This is a genomic window from Kribbella sp. ALI-6-A (genome assembly GCF_001984195.1).
In the GTDB taxonomy this organism is placed as follows: domain Bacteria; phylum Actinomycetota; class Actinomycetes; order Propionibacteriales; family Kribbellaceae; genus Kribbella.
Genome location: NZ_MTQN01000008.1, coordinates 127,347 through 147,079 on the forward strand (window position 1 = coordinate 127,347; position 19,733 = coordinate 147,079).

20 protein-coding genes are annotated in these 19,733 nt (G+C 71.0%); 12 read left to right on the top strand and 8 right to left on the bottom strand.

The window, feature by feature from the left end:
* Positions 1-247: 247 nt before the first annotated feature.
* The gene (locus BWI15_RS06535; RefSeq protein WP_077013402.1) at positions 248-496 is read right to left on the bottom strand and encodes a helix-turn-helix domain-containing protein; all 249 of its coding nucleotides are present in this window, start codon (positions 494-496) and stop codon (positions 248-250) included.
* Between the two features lie 210 nt (positions 497-706).
* Here BWI15_RS06535 and BWI15_RS06540 point away from each other — a divergent pair, with 210 nt between their 5' ends.
* From BWI15_RS06540 to BWI15_RS06560, 5 genes are all read left to right on the top strand, one after another.
* Entirely contained in the window at positions 707-1,369 is a 663-nt protein-coding gene (locus tag BWI15_RS06540; protein WP_077013403.1) for an SAF domain-containing protein, read from the top strand.
* The gene (locus BWI15_RS06545) at positions 1,369-2,634 is read left to right on the top strand and encodes an AAA family ATPase (RefSeq protein ID WP_077013404.1); all 1,266 of its coding nucleotides are present in this window, start codon (positions 1,369-1,371) and stop codon (positions 2,632-2,634) included. Before BWI15_RS06540 ends, BWI15_RS06545 begins: the two co-directional genes overlap by 1 nt.
* 121 nt (positions 2,635-2,755) lie before the next feature.
* Positions 2,756-3,544 (top strand): DUF4097 family beta strand repeat-containing protein, encoded by a 789-nt coding sequence (locus BWI15_RS06550; RefSeq protein WP_077013405.1) that lies wholly within the window; start codon positions 2,756-2,758, stop codon positions 3,542-3,544.
* A gap of 52 nt (positions 3,545-3,596) precedes the next feature.
* Positions 3,597-4,250 carry an HAD family hydrolase gene (locus BWI15_RS06555; protein WP_077013406.1) on the top strand — a complete coding sequence of 218 codons (654 nt, stop codon included), beginning with the start codon at positions 3,597-3,599 and terminating at the stop codon, positions 4,248-4,250.
* On the top strand, positions 4,247-5,476 hold the full coding sequence (locus tag BWI15_RS06560; protein WP_077013407.1) for a glycosyltransferase 87 family protein: 1,230 nt from the start codon (positions 4,247-4,249) through the stop codon (positions 5,474-5,476). The genes BWI15_RS06555 and BWI15_RS06560 overlap by 4 nt, the downstream gene beginning before the upstream one ends.
* Here the strand turns inward: BWI15_RS06560 and BWI15_RS06565 are convergent.
* From BWI15_RS06565 to BWI15_RS06575, 3 genes are read right to left on the bottom strand one after another with little or no spacing between them, the layout of a single operon-like run.
* Entirely contained in the window at positions 5,430-6,176 is a 747-nt protein-coding gene (locus tag BWI15_RS06565) for a hypothetical protein (RefSeq protein WP_077013408.1), read from the bottom strand. The genes BWI15_RS06560 and BWI15_RS06565 overlap by 47 nt on opposite strands.
* A complete protein-coding gene (locus tag BWI15_RS06570; RefSeq protein ID WP_077013409.1) occupies positions 6,176-7,504 on the bottom strand; it encodes a hypothetical protein in 1,329 nt (442 codons plus the stop codon). The genes BWI15_RS06565 and BWI15_RS06570 overlap by 1 nt, the downstream gene beginning before the upstream one ends.
* Positions 7,505-7,508: 4 nt before the next feature.
* Positions 7,509-8,009 carry a cupredoxin domain-containing protein gene (locus BWI15_RS06575; RefSeq protein ID WP_077013410.1) on the bottom strand — a complete coding sequence of 167 codons (501 nt, stop codon included), beginning with the start codon at positions 8,007-8,009 and terminating at the stop codon, positions 7,509-7,511.
* A 196-nt stretch (positions 8,010-8,205) separates the two neighbouring features.
* On the opposite strand from BWI15_RS06575, the gene BWI15_RS06580 reads away from it, so the two are divergent.
* The 6 genes from BWI15_RS06580 (at position 8,206) to pruA (ending at position 15,787) form a co-directional block, all read left to right on the top strand.
* On the top strand, positions 8,206-9,669 hold the full coding sequence (locus tag BWI15_RS06580) for a WS/DGAT/MGAT family O-acyltransferase (RefSeq protein ID WP_077013411.1): 1,464 nt from the start codon (positions 8,206-8,208) through the stop codon (positions 9,667-9,669).
* Positions 9,666-10,199, top strand: a complete 534-nt coding sequence (locus tag BWI15_RS06585) for a DUF6912 family protein (protein WP_077013412.1) — start codon at positions 9,666-9,668, stop codon at positions 10,197-10,199. The genes BWI15_RS06580 and BWI15_RS06585 overlap by 4 nt, the downstream gene beginning before the upstream one ends.
* 21 nt (positions 10,200-10,220) lie before the next feature.
* Positions 10,221-11,171 (top strand): non-homologous end joining protein Ku, encoded by a 951-nt coding sequence (gene ku, locus BWI15_RS06590; RefSeq protein ID WP_083750595.1) that lies wholly within the window; start codon positions 10,221-10,223, stop codon positions 11,169-11,171.
* Entirely contained in the window at positions 11,168-11,629 is a 462-nt protein-coding gene (locus BWI15_RS06595) for a VOC family protein (protein WP_237771167.1), read from the top strand. The genes ku and BWI15_RS06595 overlap by 4 nt, the downstream gene beginning before the upstream one ends.
* 84 nt (positions 11,630-11,713) lie before the next feature.
* Positions 11,714-13,966 carry a hypothetical protein gene (locus tag BWI15_RS06600; RefSeq protein ID WP_143465430.1) on the top strand — a complete coding sequence of 751 codons (2,253 nt, stop codon included), beginning with the start codon at positions 11,714-11,716 and terminating at the stop codon, positions 13,964-13,966.
* Between the two features lie 192 nt (positions 13,967-14,158).
* The gene (gene pruA, locus BWI15_RS06605; protein WP_077013414.1) at positions 14,159-15,787 is read left to right on the top strand and encodes an L-glutamate gamma-semialdehyde dehydrogenase; all 1,629 of its coding nucleotides are present in this window, start codon (positions 14,159-14,161) and stop codon (positions 15,785-15,787) included.
* Here pruA and BWI15_RS06610 read toward each other — a convergent pair.
* Together BWI15_RS06610 and BWI15_RS06615 are read right to left on the bottom strand one after the other, a co-directional pair.
* Positions 15,747-16,709, bottom strand: coding sequence for a hypothetical protein (locus BWI15_RS06610; RefSeq protein ID WP_077013415.1), 963 nt, complete (start codon positions 16,707-16,709; stop codon positions 15,747-15,749). The two genes, pruA and BWI15_RS06610, sit on opposite strands and share 41 nt — an antisense overlap.
* A 66-nt stretch (positions 16,710-16,775) precedes the next feature.
* Positions 16,776-17,417 carry a TetR/AcrR family transcriptional regulator gene (locus BWI15_RS06615; RefSeq protein WP_077013416.1) on the bottom strand — a complete coding sequence of 214 codons (642 nt, stop codon included), beginning with the start codon at positions 17,415-17,417 and terminating at the stop codon, positions 16,776-16,778.
* 138 nt (positions 17,418-17,555) lie between these two features.
* Between BWI15_RS06615 and BWI15_RS06620 the strand changes: the two genes are divergently transcribed.
* Positions 17,556-18,440 carry an alpha/beta fold hydrolase gene (locus BWI15_RS06620; RefSeq protein ID WP_077013417.1) on the top strand — a complete coding sequence of 295 codons (885 nt, stop codon included), beginning with the start codon at positions 17,556-17,558 and terminating at the stop codon, positions 18,438-18,440.
* A 73-nt stretch (positions 18,441-18,513) separates the two neighbouring features.
* Here the strand turns inward: BWI15_RS06620 and BWI15_RS06625 are convergent, their stop codons facing one another.
* Positions 18,514-18,717, bottom strand: coding sequence for a hypothetical protein (locus BWI15_RS06625; RefSeq protein ID WP_077013418.1), 204 nt, complete (start codon positions 18,715-18,717; stop codon positions 18,514-18,516).
* A 98-nt stretch (positions 18,718-18,815) separates the two neighbouring features.
* On the bottom strand, positions 18,816-19,697 hold the full coding sequence (locus BWI15_RS06630; protein ID WP_077013419.1) for an SDR family NAD(P)-dependent oxidoreductase: 882 nt from the start codon (positions 19,695-19,697) through the stop codon (positions 18,816-18,818).
* Between the last annotated feature and the right edge of the window lie 36 nt (positions 19,698-19,733).

Sequence of the window (19,733 nt, forward strand, 5' to 3'; positions counted from 1 at the left end):
GTTTCACCTCAAACGGCGGTCGGCAGTACGGCGACGCGATGCGGCTGGTCACCGGTGTACCCGCGTGATGCTCATGCGGTGTCGGGTGTGCCCGCGCGATGCTCATGCGGTGTCGGGTGTGCCCGCGTCGTGCTCGTGCGGTCTCGGGAGCACCCGTCGTCCCCGCGGGTCGGCAGAACCGCGCCCAAGGGGTCCGCCAAGTCGGCAGGTCACCGGCGAGCCCGCATCCCCCACCAGCCGCGCGCACCTAGTGGTTGACGTCCTCCGACTGCTCCGCGTCCTCGCCGAACGGATGCGTGGTGATGAACTGCCGCGTCTCCGTGTACAGCCGTTCGATGTACTTCTCCAGCTCGGTCGCCTCGACCCGCCACTGGCCGCGGCCGCCGATCTTCACGGCCGGAATGTCGCCGCGGCGGACCAGGGCGTAGACCTGGTTGGCCGAGATGTTCAGCACCTCGGCGACGTCGGAGAGCTGGAGGAAGCGCGGTGCCGGCATACGTGCGAACGCCCTTTCGCTGGTCGACGCGGGGTGCGAACTGCAACTTCCTGCAGTTTCGTTCCTTCAGTTTGCCATGGTTGGCCGCCGGACGATTGAGTTTGTCCCCAGGTCCGGACCCTGTGGACAGCCCGCGGCGGCGACCGCGGCGGAGTTGGCACAATGGGCGACTCCGGAGCGCGATCGACAGGTGACAGGAAAGAGTCAGACGTGGTGCAGAGTCCAGTTCGCAGCAGCGGGTTCGCGGTGCCGTCGCCCCCGCCGCAGCGCAACCGCCGGGCCCGGTGGAAGGACGGCCGGCTCGTGCTCGGCGTGCTGCTGGTCGCGATCACCGCGCTGGCCGGCGCGAAGCTGCTCTCCTCCGCCGACGACACCACCGCGATCTGGGCCGCCGACCGCGATCTCCCGGCCGGGACCAGGCTGACCTCGGCGGACCTCACGACCGTCCGGGTCCGCTTCACCAGCAGCGACGCCGCGGGCCGGTACGTCGCCGCCGACGCGGATCTGCAGGGTCTGGTGATGGTTCGCCCGGTAAAGGCCGGTGAGTTCGTCCCGCGCGAGGCGGCGGTCAGCCAGGCGGACAACGACCGCACCGAGCTGCCGCTGTCGATCGCGACCGGCCGTCTGCCCGCCGACACCGCGGCCGGGGACCAGGTGGACATCTGGGTCGTGCCCAAGGACGCCGCCCTGCCGGCCCGGAAGCTGTGGGAGACCATCCGCGTCAGCCAGATCGACGCGGTCAAGGGCGTCGCCGGCGGCTCGGCGCGCCGGCAGGTTCTGGTCGCGCTCGACCCGGCCGATCTGCCCAAGCTGCCCGCCGCGCTGGCCGCGATGAGCACCGGCGAACCTGTGCTCGTCCGGCGGGGTCGCTGATGGCCGTTCCCGTCCTGCTCGCGGTGACCGGGGCGCCGTGGGAGGCCGACGTCGTCCGCCGGGCCGAGCAGGCGCCGGGCATCCGGATCGTTCGCCGCTGCGTGGACATCGCGGACGTGATGGCGGCCGCCGCGAGCGGTCAGGCCCGCGCCGTCCTGCTCGCCGAAGACCTGCCCCGGCTCACCTCCGACGCCGTAGCCGCGCTGCACGCGCGCCGCATCGTCGTACTGGCCCTGGTGGATCCGTCCGACAACGGTGAGCCGAGCGGTGCGGAGGACCGGCTGGCCCGGATGGGGATCGAGCGGATCCTGCCGGCCGACGTCAGCGGCGAGGACCTGGGCCGCGCGATCACCGACGCGGTCGACTCCGGGCCGCCGACCACCGTCTCGCACTTCGCGGGTGGCTTCGTCCCCGTCCCACCCGGTACGACGCCGCCGGAGCGGCACTACGACCCCTCGGGCAAGGGGCGGCTGCTCGCCGTCTGGGGGCCGACCGGCGCGCCGGGGCGGAGCACAGTCGCGGTCGGGCTGGCCACCGAGCTGTCCGCGCGACAGATCCCGACGCTGCTCGCCGACGCCGATGTGTACGGCGGATCCGTCGCGCAGATGCTGGGGATTCTCGACGAGACCTCGGGGCTGGCCGCGGCGGCACGGTCGGCCGGCAGCGGGGCGCTCGATGTCGAGCTGCTGGCCCGGCACGCGCGCGGCGTCGCCGACTACATGCTGGTGCTCACCGGTCTGAGCCGCGCCGACCGATGGACCGAGTTGCGGCCGACGGCGCTGGAGTCGGTCTGGTCGACGGCCCGGCAGCTCGCGCCGTGCACGGTGGTCGACGTCAGCTTCTGCATCGAGAGCGACGAGGAGATCTCGTTCGACACGATGGCGCCGCGGCGCAACGGCGCGACGCTGGCGACGCTGGAGGAGGCCGACGAGGTGATCGTCGTCGGTACGGCGGACCCGATCGGCCTGACCCGGCTGATCCGGTCGCTGCACGAACTCCGGGCGATGGTGCCGTCGGCGACGACCCGCGTGGTGGTGAACAGGGTTCGCTCGGGGTCGCTCGGCAGCTCCCCGGCCGACGCCGCCGCCGAGGCCCTCATCCGGTACGCCGGGGTGGAGCCGGCCGCGTTGCTGCCGTTCGACCAGGCCGCGTGCGACACCGCGCTGACGCAGGGGCGCAGCCTGCTCGAGACCGCCAGGTCGAGCAAGCTCCGCAAGGCGCTCCAGCAGCTGGCCGCGGGCGTGGAACGGGACCACCTGCGGTAGTCCGCCCAGCGGGGGCGACCAGGGTGAACTGAGTGGGTTTTGGGGGGAAAACCCCACCGACAGCGCGCCCCGGATGTGCCAGGGTGAAGGACGTCACCAGGGGAGCAGCAAGGGGAGTGCGATGTCCGACGTGCAGGGTCGTGCCAGCAGCACGATGAGTACCGAGCGGCGGTTCGGGATCGCGATCTCGGTCGCGCTGATCCTCGGCGGGGCGTACTGGGCGCTGACGAACCTGACCGAGGAGGAGAAGTCCAGCCAGGACACCTATCCCGTGCACGGCACGTCGCTGACCGTGGTCAGCAAGTCGGCCGACGTCGAGGTGGTCTCGAAGGACGTCCAGGAGATCCGGGTGGACCGGAAGTTCAAGAAGACCGTGTTCGGCAGCGACCCGGACGAGAGCTACCGCAACGGCAAGCTCGAGGTGAAGTCGAACGGCTGCCGCTTCCTGTCCTTCGGCTGCGGCACCGAGTACGTGATCACCGTGCCGAAAAACCTGTCGGTCAAGGTCGACAACACCAGCGGCACGATCAAGGTCTCCGACCTGGCCGGCGGCGCGGACCTGAAGACCACGTCCGGTGACGTCGAGGCGCACGCGATCGGCGGCGAGCTGTCCATCGAGGCGACCTCCGGCGACATCGAGGCGAGCGCGCTGACCGCGACCAAGGTGCACAGCAAGACCACCTCCGGCAGGGTCGAGCTGACCTTCGCGGCGGTGCCCGACCAGGTCAGCGCGCAGGGCACGTCGGGCGACGTCACGGTGTCGGTGCCGGAGGGCACCGAGGCGTTCAAGGTCGACACCGAGACGTCGTCCGGCGACGAGCACACCGAGGTGCGGACCGATCCGGCCGCGACCCGGTCGATCACCGCGAAGACGTCGTCCGGCGACGTCACCGTCGAGTACGCGCACTGACCCCGCGAGGCCACGGCCGGGACGACCGAAGCCCGTGAGTAGTCTTGCGCGCATGTCCGACGACAAGGTGCTGCGGGGTCTGCTGGTCGACTGGGGTGGTGTGCTGACCTCCGGGCTGGACGTCGCCCTCGGGCGCTGGGCCGAGCTGGACAACCTCGACTTCGAGGCCTACTTCAAGGCGGTCGTCGAGTGGCTCGGCGCGAGCCCGGCCGAGGCCGAGCTGAACCCGGTCCACGCGCTGGAGCGCGGCCAGATCGCCGTACCGGACTTCGAGCGCAAGCTGGCCGCGCTGCTCGTCACCCGTGACGGCAGCCCGCTGAAGGCCGAGGGCCTGATCGAGCGGATGTTCGCGCACTTCGAGCACGAGCCGCGGATGACCGCGCTGGTCCGCCGGGCCAAGGGCCACGGCATCAAGACCGCCCTGCTGTCGAACTCGTGGGGCAACTCCTACCCGGTGGACACCTGGGAGGGCATGTTCGACGACCTGGTGATCTCCGGCGAGGTCGGCCTGCGCAAGCCCGAGCCCGAGATCTATCTGCTCGCCGCCGAGCGGGTCGGCCTGAGCCCGGCCGAGTGCGTGTTCGTCGACGACCTGGAGCTCAACGTCGAGGCCGCGCGGCAGCTCGGCATGACCGCGATCCACCACACGTCGTACCTGGACACCAAGCACGAGCTGGAGACGTTGTTCGGGGTCGACCTGACGTGACCGCGACCTCCTCCACCCACACGGTCCGCCGGACCGACCCGCGCTGGATCGTCGTCGCGGTCCTGGGCTGCGCCGCGTTCGTTGCCCTCGGCGCCTGGGCGTACGGGCTGTTCGACGGCATGATCGACCTGCGCGTCTACCGGATGGGCGGCTCGGTCCTGCTCGACCGCGCGTCCCTGTACGACGCGCAGCTGCCCGGCTCGGGGCTGCCGTTCACCTACCCGCCGTTCGCGGCGATCGCGATGGTCCCGCTGGCCGCGGTGCCGTGGGGTGTCGCGCTGGTGGTCTGGACGACGATCTCGGTGCTCTGCATCGCCGCGATCTGGCGGGCGGCCTTGCCGGGTGGTGCCTGGAGCTTGCTGCCGGCAACGTGGCGCGGCCGGCGGCTCGCCGTCCTGGCGGGGCTGACGCTCGCGTCACTGCTGCTCGAACCGGTCTGGCAGACGATCCAGTTCGGCCAGATCAACCTGTTGCTGACGGCAATGATTCTGCTCGATCTGGTGCGGCCGGAGAACGCGCGCTGGCGCGGGTTCTGGGTGGGCGTGACGATCGGCGTGAAGCTGACTCCGCTGCCGTTCCTGGCGTTCCTGCTGGTCACCAAGCAGTGGCGGGCGTTCCGCAACGCGCTGCTCGGGCTGCTGGCGACGATGGCGATCGGCTTCGCCGTCGTACCGAACCAGTCGTGGGAGTACTGGACCGTTGTCGTCCGCAACGCCAACCGCGTCGGGGGACTGGCCTACACCGCGAACCAGTCGTTCATGGGCTTCCTCAGCCGGCTCGGCGACGACGCGTCCTGGATCCAGCCGGTCTGGTTCGTCCTGTCCGCGATCTTCGGCCTGCTCGTGCTCTGGCTGGCCCGCCGCTACTGGCTCGCCGGCGAGCGGGTCACCGCGATCTCCGTGATGGCCCTCGCGGTGCTCTACGCGTCGCCGGTCTCGTGGAGCCACCACTGGGTCTGGATCATCCCGCTCGGCATCAGCCTGATCCGCGCCGTCGACCGCCGCTGGGGCCGCCGCCCGGCCATCGCCACCGCCGTGCTCTGGTACGGCCTGTTCGTGCTCCGCTCGATCTGGTGGGTCCCCTACCGCGACGACCGCGAGCTCAGCTGGTCGTTCTGGCAGTCCGTCCCCGGCAACTCCCACCTGATCCTCGGCCTGGTCGCCTTCGTCGTGCTGGCGATCACGTCGCGAGCGAAAGCTCCCGTAGCGGACCGGACAACCGGCTAGCCAACGCGTCGTCGACCGCGGCGACCTCGTCCAGGAAGGCCCCGATCGCCGCGCCGAGCGCTCGATCGAGCTCGGCCGGGTCGATCGCACGGACCAGCGTCGCCTCGAGCGGCCGCAGCACAGCAGGCGGCAGCTGGTGGTAACCGCGGCCGTGCCCGGCTGGAAGATCGTGCCGAAGGCAAGCGAGCATGAGGATCTGGTCGCGCAACCCGCTGATCATGTACTCCGCCTGCCACCCTCTGCCGCGCATGATGCTCGACCGTGCGTGCAGCGCGTACAGCCAGCCCATGCCGACCAGTCCCATCGCTCCCAGCGGGGATGGAACCGGTTGCTCCAGTGGTTGCCCGAAGACGACCTGGAATGCCGGTCCCAACGGGCCGAACTCCGCCGCCGGGGCGAACGCGAGGTCCACCTGCAACGTGCTGGCCAGGAAGAACACCCGGTACGTCGTACCGCGCACCCGCAGGTCGGTGTGTGCGACGCAGTCGTGCTCGGCGTACATGCGCGAGGTCCAGTCCGCCAGCACCGCCGACTGGTCGGCGCCCTCGGCCAGACCGAGGTAGAGGTCGATGTCCGACCACTCGTCCTCCCCGCCCGAGGCGGCGGAGCCGGTGAACGCCAGACCGGTGATGCGGTCGTCCGCTCGCGCCTCCGCGACCAGCTGGTCGCGGAGGGCCGAGCGTTGCTGAGGCGTGAACACTACGACGAGAACAGCAGGAGCAAGCCACCGGCGGTGTAGCCGACCATGACGACCAGGAGGGGGACCTGGCCGGCCAGCGCCTTGTGGCGTGGGAAGAGGGCGACCGCGCGGTCGTGGGCCGAGACGACGCCGAGCAGGTGGCCGCAGACGACGGCCAGGACCTGGATCACCGAGATCGCCGTGCTGTGGTTGGTGATGCCGGTGTTGACGGCGAGCAGCCCGGTGCCGAAGACGTTGGCGCCGTTGCTGAGCGGGTCGCTGAGGTAGATCAGCGTCCGCTGGCCCTCCAGGATGAACAGCGTCAGGTAGTGGGCGACGACGTAGCCGAAGGCGATCGGAACGACCGAGTGGGCGAACAGGCCGGGCAGCGACGTCCGCGAGCTATCGGACAACCGGCCGGCCAGCAGCGTCGCGCCGGAGTACGTGATCAGCACGAACAGGATGAACGCGATCAGCATCAGCGTGCCGAGCAGCGTCATCGAGTAGCCGGAGTTCTGCGCCCAGCCGATCCAGGCCGACGAGTTCGAGAAGCCGTCGTACGCCGTACTGCCGAGCAGCGCGGCGACGAGCCCGACCAGGCCGGGCTGGACCTTCAGGCCGTCCAGGTTCTCCAGCGGACGGCGCAGCACCAGCGCGCCGTCGGTCCGCCGGCCCCAGGGCGACATCCGGGCCAGCAGCGTCGCGTACGCCTCGAACGGATCCCCACTCGCGAACCAGCGGTCGCCGAACAGGATCGCGCCGAACAGCGTGATCACGACGTACAAGGCGATCCAGGCCTGCAGCACCGGCAGCGTCGCGCGGTCGGGCGCGACCAGCTCGAGCCAGGTGAACGCGAAGATGCCCAACGCGGCGGGCCAGAGCCCGACCCATTTCGGCAGCTCCAGCACCCCGCGCGACGCGGGCTGGCGGAGCAGCTTCGACAGCAGCAGGTGGATCGTGCGCAGCGGGTTGAGCGTGCGCCACACCGGGCCGAGCAGCAGCGACAGCGGCACGAGGCCGACCCAGACCAGAATGTAGACGAACCCGAAAATCGGGTTGGTCAGCCGGTCGACGCCGAACAGCAGCGACACCATCGCGTACAGGAACACGGCCAGCCCGACCAGCCGGACGACCCAGCGAAACCACGCCGCGTCGACGGTCCGGGTGACGCCGTCCGGCAGCGGCCGGCCCGACGCGTCCCCCCGGTACTTCGGGCTGCGCCAGGCCAGGCCCAGGACGACGAACGACAGCGCGATCGCGACCGCGGCACCGCCGACGGCCAGGCCGAACGGGACGGGCAGGTCCTGCCGGCCGCCGATCCCGTGCAGCGGCAGCAGAAGAGACGTCATCGGCTCAGGAGACGACGAGCTTGGCGACCAGCTTGCCGCTCTCGTGCGTCTCGACCTCGAAGGTGCCCTTCATGTCGGCGGTGAACTTCACCGACGCCGGCTTGCCCGGCGCCAGCTCGAGTTCCTTGTCGTAGCCGTGGATGTGCAGCTCGTCGGCGGCGTCGCTGACCGCGGTGACCAGCACGGTCTGGCCGGCCTTCACCTTGATGCTCTGGCCGCTCGGGTTGACCTTGCCGTTGGCAACGGTGACGTTGACCGTCACGTCGGCCTGCTCGCCGGACGGGTCGGCGGTGTTCGACGGGGTGCCGGTCTTCGGGCCGCCCGGGGTGCTCGTGGTGGTCGGCGCGCTCGACGGGGTCTCGCTCGGGGTGGTGGCCGGGGCGCTCGGACTCGCGCCGGCCGTGTCGCCGCCGCTGCCGGAGTCGTCGCCGCACCCGGCGAGGACCAGCATGCCCAGCGCGGGCAGGAGAGCGAGGGCGGTACCGCGGGAGAACGTCGAACGCATGATGTCGAGGGGCCTTTCAGCATGTCGAGAGCAGACGGGCGCCGAACACGCCCACCAGGTGCTACGAACACCGGGCACGCCGGGTTCCCGCACCGGCGATCAGTCGTGTCACGATCGCCTTCAGTAGTGTCGCAGCTCACTGTCGGGGCAGGCGGCTAGGGTGATCGCACCAGATCCTGGAAGGAAGGGAACGCGGATGCCGGACCGGTTGTCGTCGCTCGACCTGACCTTCCTCAAGGCCGAGTCCCCGGCCACTCCGATGCACGTCGGCACGGTGGACATCTTCGAGCCGCCGGTGCACTCCGACGACGAGTTCGACTACGAGAGCCTGGTCGCGCTGATCCGTGACCGGATCGCTTTCGTGCCGCGTTACCGGCAGCGCGTGCAGCACGTGCCCGGCCGGTTCGCCGGGCCGGTCTGGGTCGACGACGAAGAGTTCGACATCACCTTCCACGTCCGGCGCTCCGCCCTGCCGCGCCCCGGCACGCACGCGCAGCTGCTGGAGCTGGTCGCCCGGATCATGTCCCGGCGGCTCGACCGGGCCCGGCCGCTGTGGGAGATGTACCTGGTCGAAGGCCTGCAGGGCGACCGGTTCGCGATCATCTCCAAGTCCCACCAGGCCCTTGTCGACGGCAACAGCACGGTCGACATCGGCCAGGTAGTGCTCGACTCGACCGCGCAGCCGCGGGAGACGCCGACCGACACCTGGCAGCCCGAGCACCCGCCGTCGGCGCTGGAGTTGCTGGCCGGCGTCTTCGCCGACGCGACCCGGCACCCGACCGCCGTACTGGAGCTGGCCCGGGCCGAGATGGCCAGCCTGACCGGTTCGACCTCGGTGCGCGAGGTGATCGGCGACGTGGTCGGCTCACTGGTCGCCCAGCGGCACGGGCACGAGAGCTCGCTGCACGTGAAGACGTCCGGGCAGCGCCGGTTCACCACCGTGCAGACCGACCTGGAGGACTACCGAACCGTCCGCGCGATGCACGGCGGCACGGTCAACGACGTGATCCTGGCCGTCGTGGCCGGGGCGTTCCGGGCCTGGATGATGACCCGCGGCGAAGGCGTCGGGCCGACCCGCAGCGTGCGCGCGGTGGTGCCGATGAGCATTCGTGACGACGAGGACGAGGAGCCGACCTCGCTGGGGTCCTCGGTGGTCTCGTCGACCGTGACGCTGCCGGTCGGGGAGAACTCGCCGGTGATGCGGCTGCACCAGATCTCGTACCAGACCAAGGTGCACAAGGACACCGGGCGCGCGGTCAGCGCCCGCTCGCTGGTCGGCATCGCCGGCTTCGCCCCGACCACACTGCACGCGCTCGCCGCCCGGGTCGCCACCGCCACGGTCCGGCCGATCGACGACGTCGTGATCACCAACGTGCCGGGCCCGCAGTTCCCGCTCTACGCCCAGGGCGCGCCGATGCTCGCGTCGTACCCGGTGGTGCCGCTGATGCCGGGGCAGGGACTGTCGGTCGGCGTCACCTCGTACGACGGCAAGGTCTCGTTCGGGCTGAACGCGGACCGCACGGCGATGCCGGACCTGGCCGTCTTCGCCCAGTGCGTCACCGACGCGCTGGACGAGTTGCTGGACACCACCAAGGGCAGCCGGAACCGGGCCACGCGCGGCCGGAAGACGCCCCGGAGTACGAAGAAGGCGGGCTCATGAGGGTCTACGTTCCGTCCACCGTGCCGCTGCTCGACGCGGCCTGCCACGCCGGGGAGGTCGGCTCGATCCCCTTCACGGCGTACGCCGTGACCCCGGCGCTGCGCGAGTGGTACAGCCAGGCCGACGACGAGGAGCTGGAGTACGCCGCGATGGCGCAGGCGGCCCGGGCCTCGGTCGGCTTGCTGGCGGCCGATCCGCAGGCCCCGCGCAAGCGAGTGGTGATCGCGTGCGAGGTGGCGGCCGTTCCGCCGGCCGACGGCAGCGTGCACCTGGGCGACGCCCGGCTCGAGCTGAACGTGGTGATCCCGTGGACGTCCGTCGCGGCGGTGCATCTGGACGGCGACGCGGCCGCCGAGGTGGTCGCCAAGGCGGCGGAGCTGTGGGACGTCGCGCACGGTGACACGGCGAATCCGGAGCACGAAGACGCTGTCTTCGCCCTCGACTCGTGCGAAGGTGAAGACCTGCTGTGGTACGCGACGCAGGAGATCCCCGATCTCCTCGCAGCGCTTGGCCGGCGGGGCAAGGCTTGACGTAAAGCTGACAGGGAGCTGATGGCGATGGCACAGGCGATCTGGAAGGGCGCCATCTCGTTCGGGATGGTGACGATCCCGATCAAGGTGTACTCCGCGACCGAGGAGAAGGACATCTCCTTCCGGCAGGTGCACGTCGCCGACGGCGGCCGGATCCGGTACAAGCGGGTCTGTCAGGAGTGCGGCGAGGAGGTCCCGTACAGCGACATCGGCAAGGGCTACGAGATGGCCGACGGCCGGATGATCGTGCTGGAGCCGGACGACTTCGCCGACCTGCCGCTGTCCAGCAAGAAGGTCATCGACGTGCTGGAGTTCGTGCCGGCCGACCAGGTCGACCCGCTCTACCTCGGCAAGTCGTACTACCTCGCCGCGGACGGCGGCCCCGGCGGCAAGCCGTACGTGCTGCTGCGCGACGCGCTCGAGGGCTCCGAGCTGTACGCGCTGGTGAAGGTGGCGCTGCGGTCGCGCGAAAGCCTCGCGCTGCTGCGCACCCACGAGAACGTGCTGGTCCTGCAGGTGATGCTCTGGCCGGACGAGGTGCGGGACGCGTCGTTCGCGGCTCCCGACTCCGACATCGAGATCCGCAAGCAGGAGAAGGCGATGGCCGAGTCGTACATCGACACCCTGCGCGGGGAGTTCGACCCCGACCAGTACCACGACGAGTACCGGCACGCGCTGGAGCAGGTGGTCGAGGCGAAGGCGGCCGGCGTACCGATGCCGGAGACCGAGGAGGAGGAGCCGGAGGGCGCCGAGGTGGTCGACCTCGTCGCCGCGCTGCGCGCGTCGGTCGAGGCCGCGAAGGCCCGTCGCGCCGGTGGTGGGTCCGCGTCGTCGGCGGAGGAGCCGGCCAAGAAGTCGGCGCCGGCGAAGAAGGCCGCGGCCAAGAAGGCGGCCCCGGCGAAGAAGGCCGCCGCGAAGAAGGAGCCGGCCAAGAAGACGGCCGCCAAGAAGACCGCCAAGAAGTCCGCATGAGCGACGAGCGGCCGACCCAGACGAAGGTGCCGGCCGGTCCGGACGAGATCCAGCCGGACCCGGCCGCTGATCCGGTGCTGCCGGGCAACTACCTGCTCGAGCTGATCCCGGTGCCGGTGGCCGACCTGGACGTGGCGAAGGAGTTCTACGTCGCCGCCGGCTTCCACGCCGACGTGGACGTCACCCCGGCCGAGGGCGTGCGCATCGTCCAGCTCACCCCGCCCGGGTCGCACTGCTCGATCGTCCTGTCCACCGGCCTGAACAACCTCGAGATGCCGCCCGGCTCGCTGCGCGGCCTGCACCTGGTCGTCGCCGACATCGAAGCCGCCCGCAACGACCTGATCGCGCGCGGTGTCGACGTCCAGCCGGTCCAGGACCTCGGCGGCGTTTTCTACGCCGCCTTCAGCGACCTCGACGGCAACACCTGGACCCTCCAGCACATGCCCTGGCGTCAGTAGCCCGGACGATCCGCGCGCCGACCGGCCGAATCCGCAACTTCCCGACCTCCCGCCGCATCACCTAGGCAAGGGGAGGGGATCGGGATGAGGAAACGCCGGCTGGCCGGGATGGTTCTGGTGCTGGGGATGGTGCCGGCCTCGGCCGGGGCGGCGGGGGTGCAGGACCTCAACCGGGTCCTGTTCGACCGCCCGTACGTCGAGGTCCTGGGGGCCTCGCCGGCCGGCGTGCTGTACAAGGTCTCGCGGCTGGACCTGGACGTGCTGGTGGAGGTCGCGACCTGGGTGAAACCGACCGGCGCACCGGCGTACCAGGTGGAAGCGGGCTTCAAGCGGCTCGCCGGGGACAAGATCTTCGGGACCGGCAACAGGTACCAGTACGTCGGGACGCCGGTGACGAAGGTGTGTGCCGACGTTCCACCACCGGCCGATCCCGGCGGACGCTACGACGGTCTCGGCCTGTACGCCTCCTGGGGCTGGATCTCCAGTGCAGGCGAACGAGTCGATGTGACCCCGACCGGCTGCCGGGTGACCGCGCGCTACCCGGCGCCCGGCAGCTACTCCCTGGCCGCGATGGACGACACCGGCTGGGTCACCGTCGACGCCGTCGGCGAGGACGGCGACAAGCAACTCACCTATCGCTCGTACGCCGATCCGACGCACCCCCGCGTGATCGCCGACGGCGGCCACGTCCGCTACCTCGGCGCGGTCTCCCTCAACGGGACGGCGGTCGCCTGGGCGCACCAGGACTACACCCAGCAGCCGATCAGCAGCTCCTTCGTCGTCAGGTCGTCGACCGACGGTTCGGCACCGCCGAAGGCGACCCGAATCCAGGGCTGGGTGGTCGCCAGCGCGATCGCGGGCGGCGCGACCGGCTGGACCACCTGTCAGGGAGCGCAGCCGTGCGCGACCGGCTCGATCGCGGCGAGCGGCGCACAGACCTCGACGACCGAAACCCGCAGCCTGGCCGGTGACCGGGGCCGGTTCGTCTTCGACACCCTGCAGCCGACGCCGGGCGTCGACGAGGCCGCCGCGATCGGCGGCACCGCACCGCGGACCCGGCTCGCCGGCGTCGACCTGTTGCCGCCGGTCACCCGGGCGGTCTCGCTCGGCGCGGGCGGAGCGGTGTACGTCGACACTCAGCTGCCCGCCGACTCGCTGAGCCGCCGGTTCTACGCCCGCCCGGCCGGCGCGGTCGCGCTGACGGCGCAGACCAAGCTCGGGCAAGCGGCCGCCGGACCTTCCCGCGAGGGCCGCCGGACGGCGTACCTGGACGCCGCGGGCGTGCTTTGGCTGGTCACCGACGACGGTGTCCGGACGCGGGTCTTCGCGCCGGTGGTGCGCGAGGCCATCGTCGATGGGTCGAACCTGCGGATCTCCGGATCGCGGTTGCTGTGGTGGAAGGCCTTGTACACCGGGGAACACTGCGGCCCACCCGCCCCGGACTGCTCACCGATGTACGGCAACTACTTGCCGATGATCTACGACCTGCGTACCGGCGTCAGCACGCAGTTGGCGATCACCTCGAACTGGTCGCATCCCGTCGACCTCTGGGGCAACTACCTGGCTTGGGTCGACGACAAGAACGCCGTCTGGCGGCGCGATCTGGCCAGTGGCGCACTGCTGCAGGCCAAGCCGGCCGGCACCGCGCTCGTGCGCAGCGTTGCCGTGCACGACGACTACGTGGCCTGGGCGACCTGTGCCAGCAACGGCCAGGACGACTGCGTCCAGTCGCTGATCGGCCATCGCAACCTGCAGACCAAAGCGGCGGCGATCACGATCACCTCCGCGCACACCGCGCACCTGAAGATGTCCGGCGGTCATGTCGTGTTCGACACGTATCCGAGCCGGTTCCCAGGCGCCGGAACGCTCAAGGTCGGCCGGCTCGGCACCACCGCGACCGGTGTCGTCGGCGCGCTGCGCTGGCAGGCCTCGTTCGACGTGCACGACGAGACGCTGGCCTGGATCGCCCCGGACGACGTCGCCCGGATCGGCCCGAACTCCGCGTTCGTCGCCTACCCGAAGTACCTCGGCAACGGCAGTGCGCCGCCCTCGTTCAACCCGGCGCTGCGGCTGTGGAACGCGGAGTTCGGGATCAGCAAGGCGCTGCCGACCTGCGCGCTCACGATCATGTCGGGTACGACGGTTCGCCGTACGCTCAACTGCGCGACCACCAACGGGTCCGCCCGGGCCGACTGGGACGGTCGCGACTCGGCCGGCCGGTTGCTCCCGCCCGGCGCCTACACCTGGACGCTGACCGGGCGGGACGGCGACGGCACGCTGCGCTGGTGGACCGGCGCGACCCACGCGATCACCGGCACGGTGCGGATCGTCTCGTAACGAATACGCCAGAACTGCCCTGATCTGAATTATCTGCTACAACAGGGGGGACCAGTCGGGTTCGTGGTCCCAGGGTCCGGCGTGGCAGCATGAAGACGCGAACGTGTCGCGGCGGACCCCGATCGGGCCGCCGCGGGCTCGCAGCCACGTACCGGCGTACCCACAGCCCAGTCGATCGAGGAGCAGCGCAGCATGGATGCCGTCACCGCCGTCCCCACCCCCGCCAACGAACCGGTGCGGGGCTACGCGCCGGGCTCGCCCGAGCGGGGCAGTCTGGAGGCGAAGCTCAAGGAGTTCAACGCCGCCGGGGCGATCGACCTGACCTGCACGATCGGCGGCGAGCAGCGGCTCGGCGGCGGCGCGACCATCGAGGTCGTCCAGCCGCACAAGCACGCGCACGTGCTCGGCACACTCGGCAACGCGACCGAGGCCGACGGCCGGGCGGCCGTCGACGCGGCGCTCGCGGCCGCGCCGTCGTGGCGCGCGCTGTCGTTCGACGACCGCGCGGCGATCTTCCTCAAGGCCGCCGACCTGCTGGCCGGCCCGTGGCGCGACACGCTGAACGCGGCGACCATGCTCGGGCAGTCCAAGACTGTGCAGCAGGCCGAGATCGACGCCGCCTGCGAGCTGATCGACTTCCTGCGCTTCAACGTCGCGTTCGCGCGCAAGCTGGTCAGCGACCAGCCGATCTCGTCGCCGGGCGTCTGGAACCGGGTGGACTACCGCCCGCTCGAGGGCTTCGTCTACGCGATCACCCCGTTCAACTTCACCGCGATCGCCGGCAACCTGCCGACCGCGCCCGCGCTGATGGGCAACACGGTGGTCTGGAAGCCGTCGCCGACCCAGCAGTTCGCGGCGCACTGGACGATGCGGCTGTTCGAGGCCGCCGGGCTGCCGGCCGGCGTGATCAACCTGGTCACCGGTGACGGCATCGAGGTGAGCAAGGCCGCGCTGACCCACCCGGACCTGACCGGCATCCACTTCACCGGCTCCACCAAGACCTTCCAGTCGCTGTGGGGCACGGTCGGCGCCAACATCGCGTCGTACAAGACCTATCCGCGGCTGGTCGGCGAGACCGGCGGCAAGGACTTCATCCTCGCCCACCCGTCGGCCGACCCGGCGGTGCTGAAGACCGCGATGCTGCGCGGCGCCTTCGAGTACCAGGGCCAGAAGTGCTCGGCCGCCAGCCGCTCGTACGTCGCCCGCTCGGTCTGGAACCAGATCCGCGACGACCTGGCCGCCGAGACCGACGCGCTGACGATGGGCGACGTCACCGACCTGTCGAACTTCCTCGGCGCGGTGATCGACGACCGGGCCTTCGCCAAGCACAAGACGGCGATCGACCGGGCCCAGGCCAGCGACGCGATCGAGGTGCTGGCCGGTGGCACGTACGACGACAGCGAGGGCTACTTCGTCCGCCCGACCCTGCTGGTCTCCGACGACCCGACCGACGAGATCTTCACCACCGAGTACTTCGGCCCGATCCTCGGCGTGCACGTGTACGACGACGCGGACTACGACAAGGTGTTGCGCGAGATGGAGAGCGCGGCGCCGTACGGGCTGACCGGCGCGGTGATCGCCCAGGACCGGCACGCGATCGCGGCCGCGGCCGACTACCTGCGCTTCGCGGCCGGCAACTTCTACGTCAACGACAAGCCGACCGGCGCCGTCGTCGGCCAGCAGCCCTTCGGCGGTTCCCGCGCCAGCGGCACCAACGACAAGGCCGGCTCGCTGTGGAACCTGATCCGCTGGACCAGCCCGCGGTCGATGAAGGAGACCTTCACCCCGCCGACGGACTACCGCTACCCGCACCAGGGCTGAGGTCTCCGCAGCTCGGGCACCCGATCTGCCGCAGGCGGCGATGCTCCGCGAGCGTCGCCGCCAGGCCGGTGCCCGGGCGGCGACGGCGTTGATGTTCGAGGTGAGCCCGCAGGAGCGTCAGTTGCCGGCCCAGCCGGTGCCGCTCGAAGGTCACCACTCCCAGCAGGACAAGCACGAGGAACACCCGGACGACCGTCGGTGGCGGCGTGTCCGGAGCCGCGTAACCGCCGTCGGTGAGGCCGGCGGCCCGCTCGAAGTGGTTGTGGGCGCCGGGAGCGAAGAGCTCGTCGAGGCTGTAGGCGACCGGAAAGCCCAGCGGCCCGGCGAGCGCCGTACCGACCGTCCACTGGACCGTGTGCCGGGACTCGTGCCGCTTGATCGGTACCAGCTCGGCGTACGTGCGGTCCTGCCCGGGTGAGGTCAGGAATGCGTGCCCGTACATCGTTCCGCCGCGCGCGTAGCCGGACTCCATCCGCGCCACCAGCGTGCCGTTCGGCGCGAACCTGCAGACGTCGGCGTCCCGGGTCCTTGCCCAGAGCAACGCCAGGCCGGTCTGCCCGGAGGTCAGCACCTGCCGCGTCCGCAACCACGGGCCTTCGCCGGCGGTCGTGTAGGCGATCGCCTCCTCGCGGTTCAGCGTCGGCGGCGGCGGGCACACCGGGGCGCCGAGCCCGAATGCGACCAGGCCCGCGATCCCGACCACCTGCAGTGCGACCAGTCCGCCGAGCGCCCGGAGCAGGCGGCGATGCCGCTTCCGGCAGCCGCCGCAGGTCGTACGCCGGTCGGCCCGGGCCCGCCGCGCCGATGGCCGCAGGTGCCAGATCCCCAGTAGTCCGGTGCCGAGGACCCGCAGCGTTCCCTCGACCCACCCCGGCGGCTCGGCCTGCGGCCGCCGTACGTCGTCCTGGGTGCCGACCGCCACGACCCACCTCCTCCCGGATCAGGATGAGGCCGGGTCGGCGCCGGAGGCCAGCGATCCGGGCGACTTTCAGTTGTCGGTGATCAGCCCGCGCCGGACGGTGATGTAGAAGCTGGTCAGGTCGTCGATCAGGTCCTCCAGCTGGTTGGGGTCGTGCAGGTCCGCGTCCAGCAGCCAGTCGGCGATCAGGTCGAACAGGCCGCCGACCAGCCCGATCGCAACTCCGTGGCGGGTGTGGCGGTCGAGGTCGGACTGCGGACCGTCGTAGGCGTCCCAGAGCTGTTCGAGAAAGCCGGCCGCCCAGCGGCGGTTGGTCCGGCGCTGCCGCTCGACGGTGGGGGAGATCCCGCCGGCCTGGCCGAAGGTGACCCGGGCGATCCGCGGATCGTCGATCAGCGCGTGCGCGAAGGCCGACAGCAGGCCGGGGGCGACCTCGCGTTCGCTGCCTCCGGCGTGGGCCGCGGCGAGCGTGGTCATGGTGTCCTCGAGTCGCTCGGACGTGCGTTTGAGCAGCGCGACGTAGCAGTCTTCCCGGCTGCCGAACACCTCGTAGAAGCTCTTGGTCCCGACGTACGCCGTGGTGCAGATCTGCTCGATCGACGTGTTCGGGTACCCCTGCGCGGCGAACAGCTCGAGCGCGGCGTCGAGCAGCTGCTCCCGCCGCTCGGCGCGTCGCTGGTCCGCGTCCAAACCTCTGATCACTCGCGCCATGCGCCGACGTTACCCCCTGCCGCCGGTCGGTAACCAGCCGAACTGTTACGAACACGAGGACTTGTCGAGAGTCGGGGAACGTGCTCCACTGTCGGTCACCCTGTCGTCACCCAACGACACTGCCCTCAGGGAGCCGCGATGAAACCTCACCTCCGCCGAGCCGCCGCCGGTCTGCTGGCCGCCGTCCTGCTCACGGCCGGCGCCGCGACCGCGCCCGCCTCCGCGACCGCGCCCGCGGCTGCCGCCGCACCCACGTCAGGCTTCGACAACTGGGCCTGCAAGCCGTCCGCGGCCCACCCGAACCCGCTGGTCCTGCTGCACGGCCTCGGCGGCAACGGTCCCGGCAACTACTCCTTCCTCGGCCCGTACCTCGCGGCCCGGGGATACTGCGCCTTCACGCTCACCTACGGCCAGGCGACGCCCGCGATCCCGGTCGGCGGCACGGTCTCCATCGTGCGGTCGTCGGCGGAGATCGAGGCGTTCGTCGACCGGGTCCGGACGGCGACCGGCGCCGCGAAGGTCGATCTCGTCGGGCACTCCGAGGGCGGCTTCCACAGCCTCTACGGGCCGAAGGTCCGCGGGTACGCCGCAAAGGTCGGCAAGGTCGTCGCACTGGCACCGCCCACGCACGGTACGACGTTCGCCGGGCTGGTCAGCGTCGGCGACTACCTGGGGCTGCGCCCGCTCGTCGACCAGGTCCTGCGCGACTTCGGCTGCCCGGCGTGCGACGAACTCATCGTCGGGGGTGCCCCGGTGGCGCAGTTGACCGCCGGTCCGATCGCCCAGCCCGGAGTCAGGTACACGGTGATCGCGTCCCGGCTGGACGCGCTGGTGACGCCGCACGAGACGTCGTTCGTCCGGGAGCCCGGGGTGAAGAACCAGTTCGTCCAGGACGTGTGTCCGCTGGACCCGGTCGGGCACGTCGGGCTGGCCTTCGACCCGACGGTCGCGCAGCTGGTCGCCAACGCGCTCGACCCGGCGCGGGCCCGGCCCGTGCTCTGCGGCTTCGGCCCGCCGGTGTAGGCGGCCGGTGAAGGCGCGGATGCCGGCAGCAGGGGAGCCTGCATCCGCGCCTGGCTCAGCGGCGTACCGGCCCTCAGGCGGTGTGTTCGAGATGCTGCAGCGGTGGTCCGATCAGCAGGGCCGAGCCGCAGCTGACGCAGATCCACTCGCCGGCCGGGTCGTCGACCGGATGGTCCGCGGCCTCGACCCGCTCGAAGAGCACCGTCGCCTCGCAGAACACGCAGTACTGCGCGTCCTCGCCGGCCGACGGTGCGGCAGTCCTTCGCTTGTAACGCACGACAGGCTCACCTCCGGTGACTCTCCGACTCCAGAGTGCCACCATCCACGCCACCGATCCGGCAGCGACACGGCCTTGCCTGCTGAGCGCGACCCTCGTCAGCCCGCGGCCGTTCGCCGTACGTCGAGGAGCAGGTCGCCGGTCGCCTCCCACAGGGCGCGCTGGACCTTCGGGTCGCTTCCGGCGGCGGGGCAGCGCAATGGCTCTGCGTCCCGCGCGGCGAAGTAGCCGCCGGTGCCGGCCGAGAATGCCGGATCGGTCGCGAGTCGCACGATGATGCCGGCGCCATGCCGGGGGTCGCCGACACCGAGCCGGGTCAGCGCCTTCTCGAGCAGGCTCGCGAACGGGAGCTCACGGCCCAAGCCGGTGGTGTTGAAGCCTGGGCAGCAGCACATGACGGCGACACCGGTGCCCGCCAACTGCCGGGCGAGTTCCTCGGTGAACATGATCGCCAGCAACTTCGACAGCGCGTACCGGCGAGACGACTCCCGCCGGCCGTAGTCGCTGATGTCGCCGAGCGCGAGGTCCAGGTCGAGCGACGTGACCTGGCGCGACGCCCGTGAGGTGACCGTGACGACCCGGGCCGGCGCCGAGGCGATCAGTTTGGCGCGCAGGACGTCGGTGAGCACCCAGGGGGCGAGGTAGTTGACGGCCGTCATCTCGGCCAGGCCTTCGGGTGTCACGCGTTGCGAGAAGGCGTGGATGCCGGCGTTGTTGACCAGCACGTCGATCCGCGGGTAGCGCGCGTCGATCTGTTCGCCCGCCCGTTGGACTTCGGCGATCGACGACAGGTCGGCGAGAAAGACGTCGACCGGCGTACCCGGTGCGACCTGCTCGATCTCCTGCCGCAGTGCCGCGGCCTTCTGCTCGCTCCGAACGACCAGGCCCAGGTGGGCGCCGCCGCGGGCGAGTTCGAGTGCCGCCAGCCGGCCCAGTCCGTTCGTGGCGCCGGTCATCACGATGACGGGGCGAGTGGTCATGGGGTCTCCTCCGACGATATGCTGAGGTACCTCACT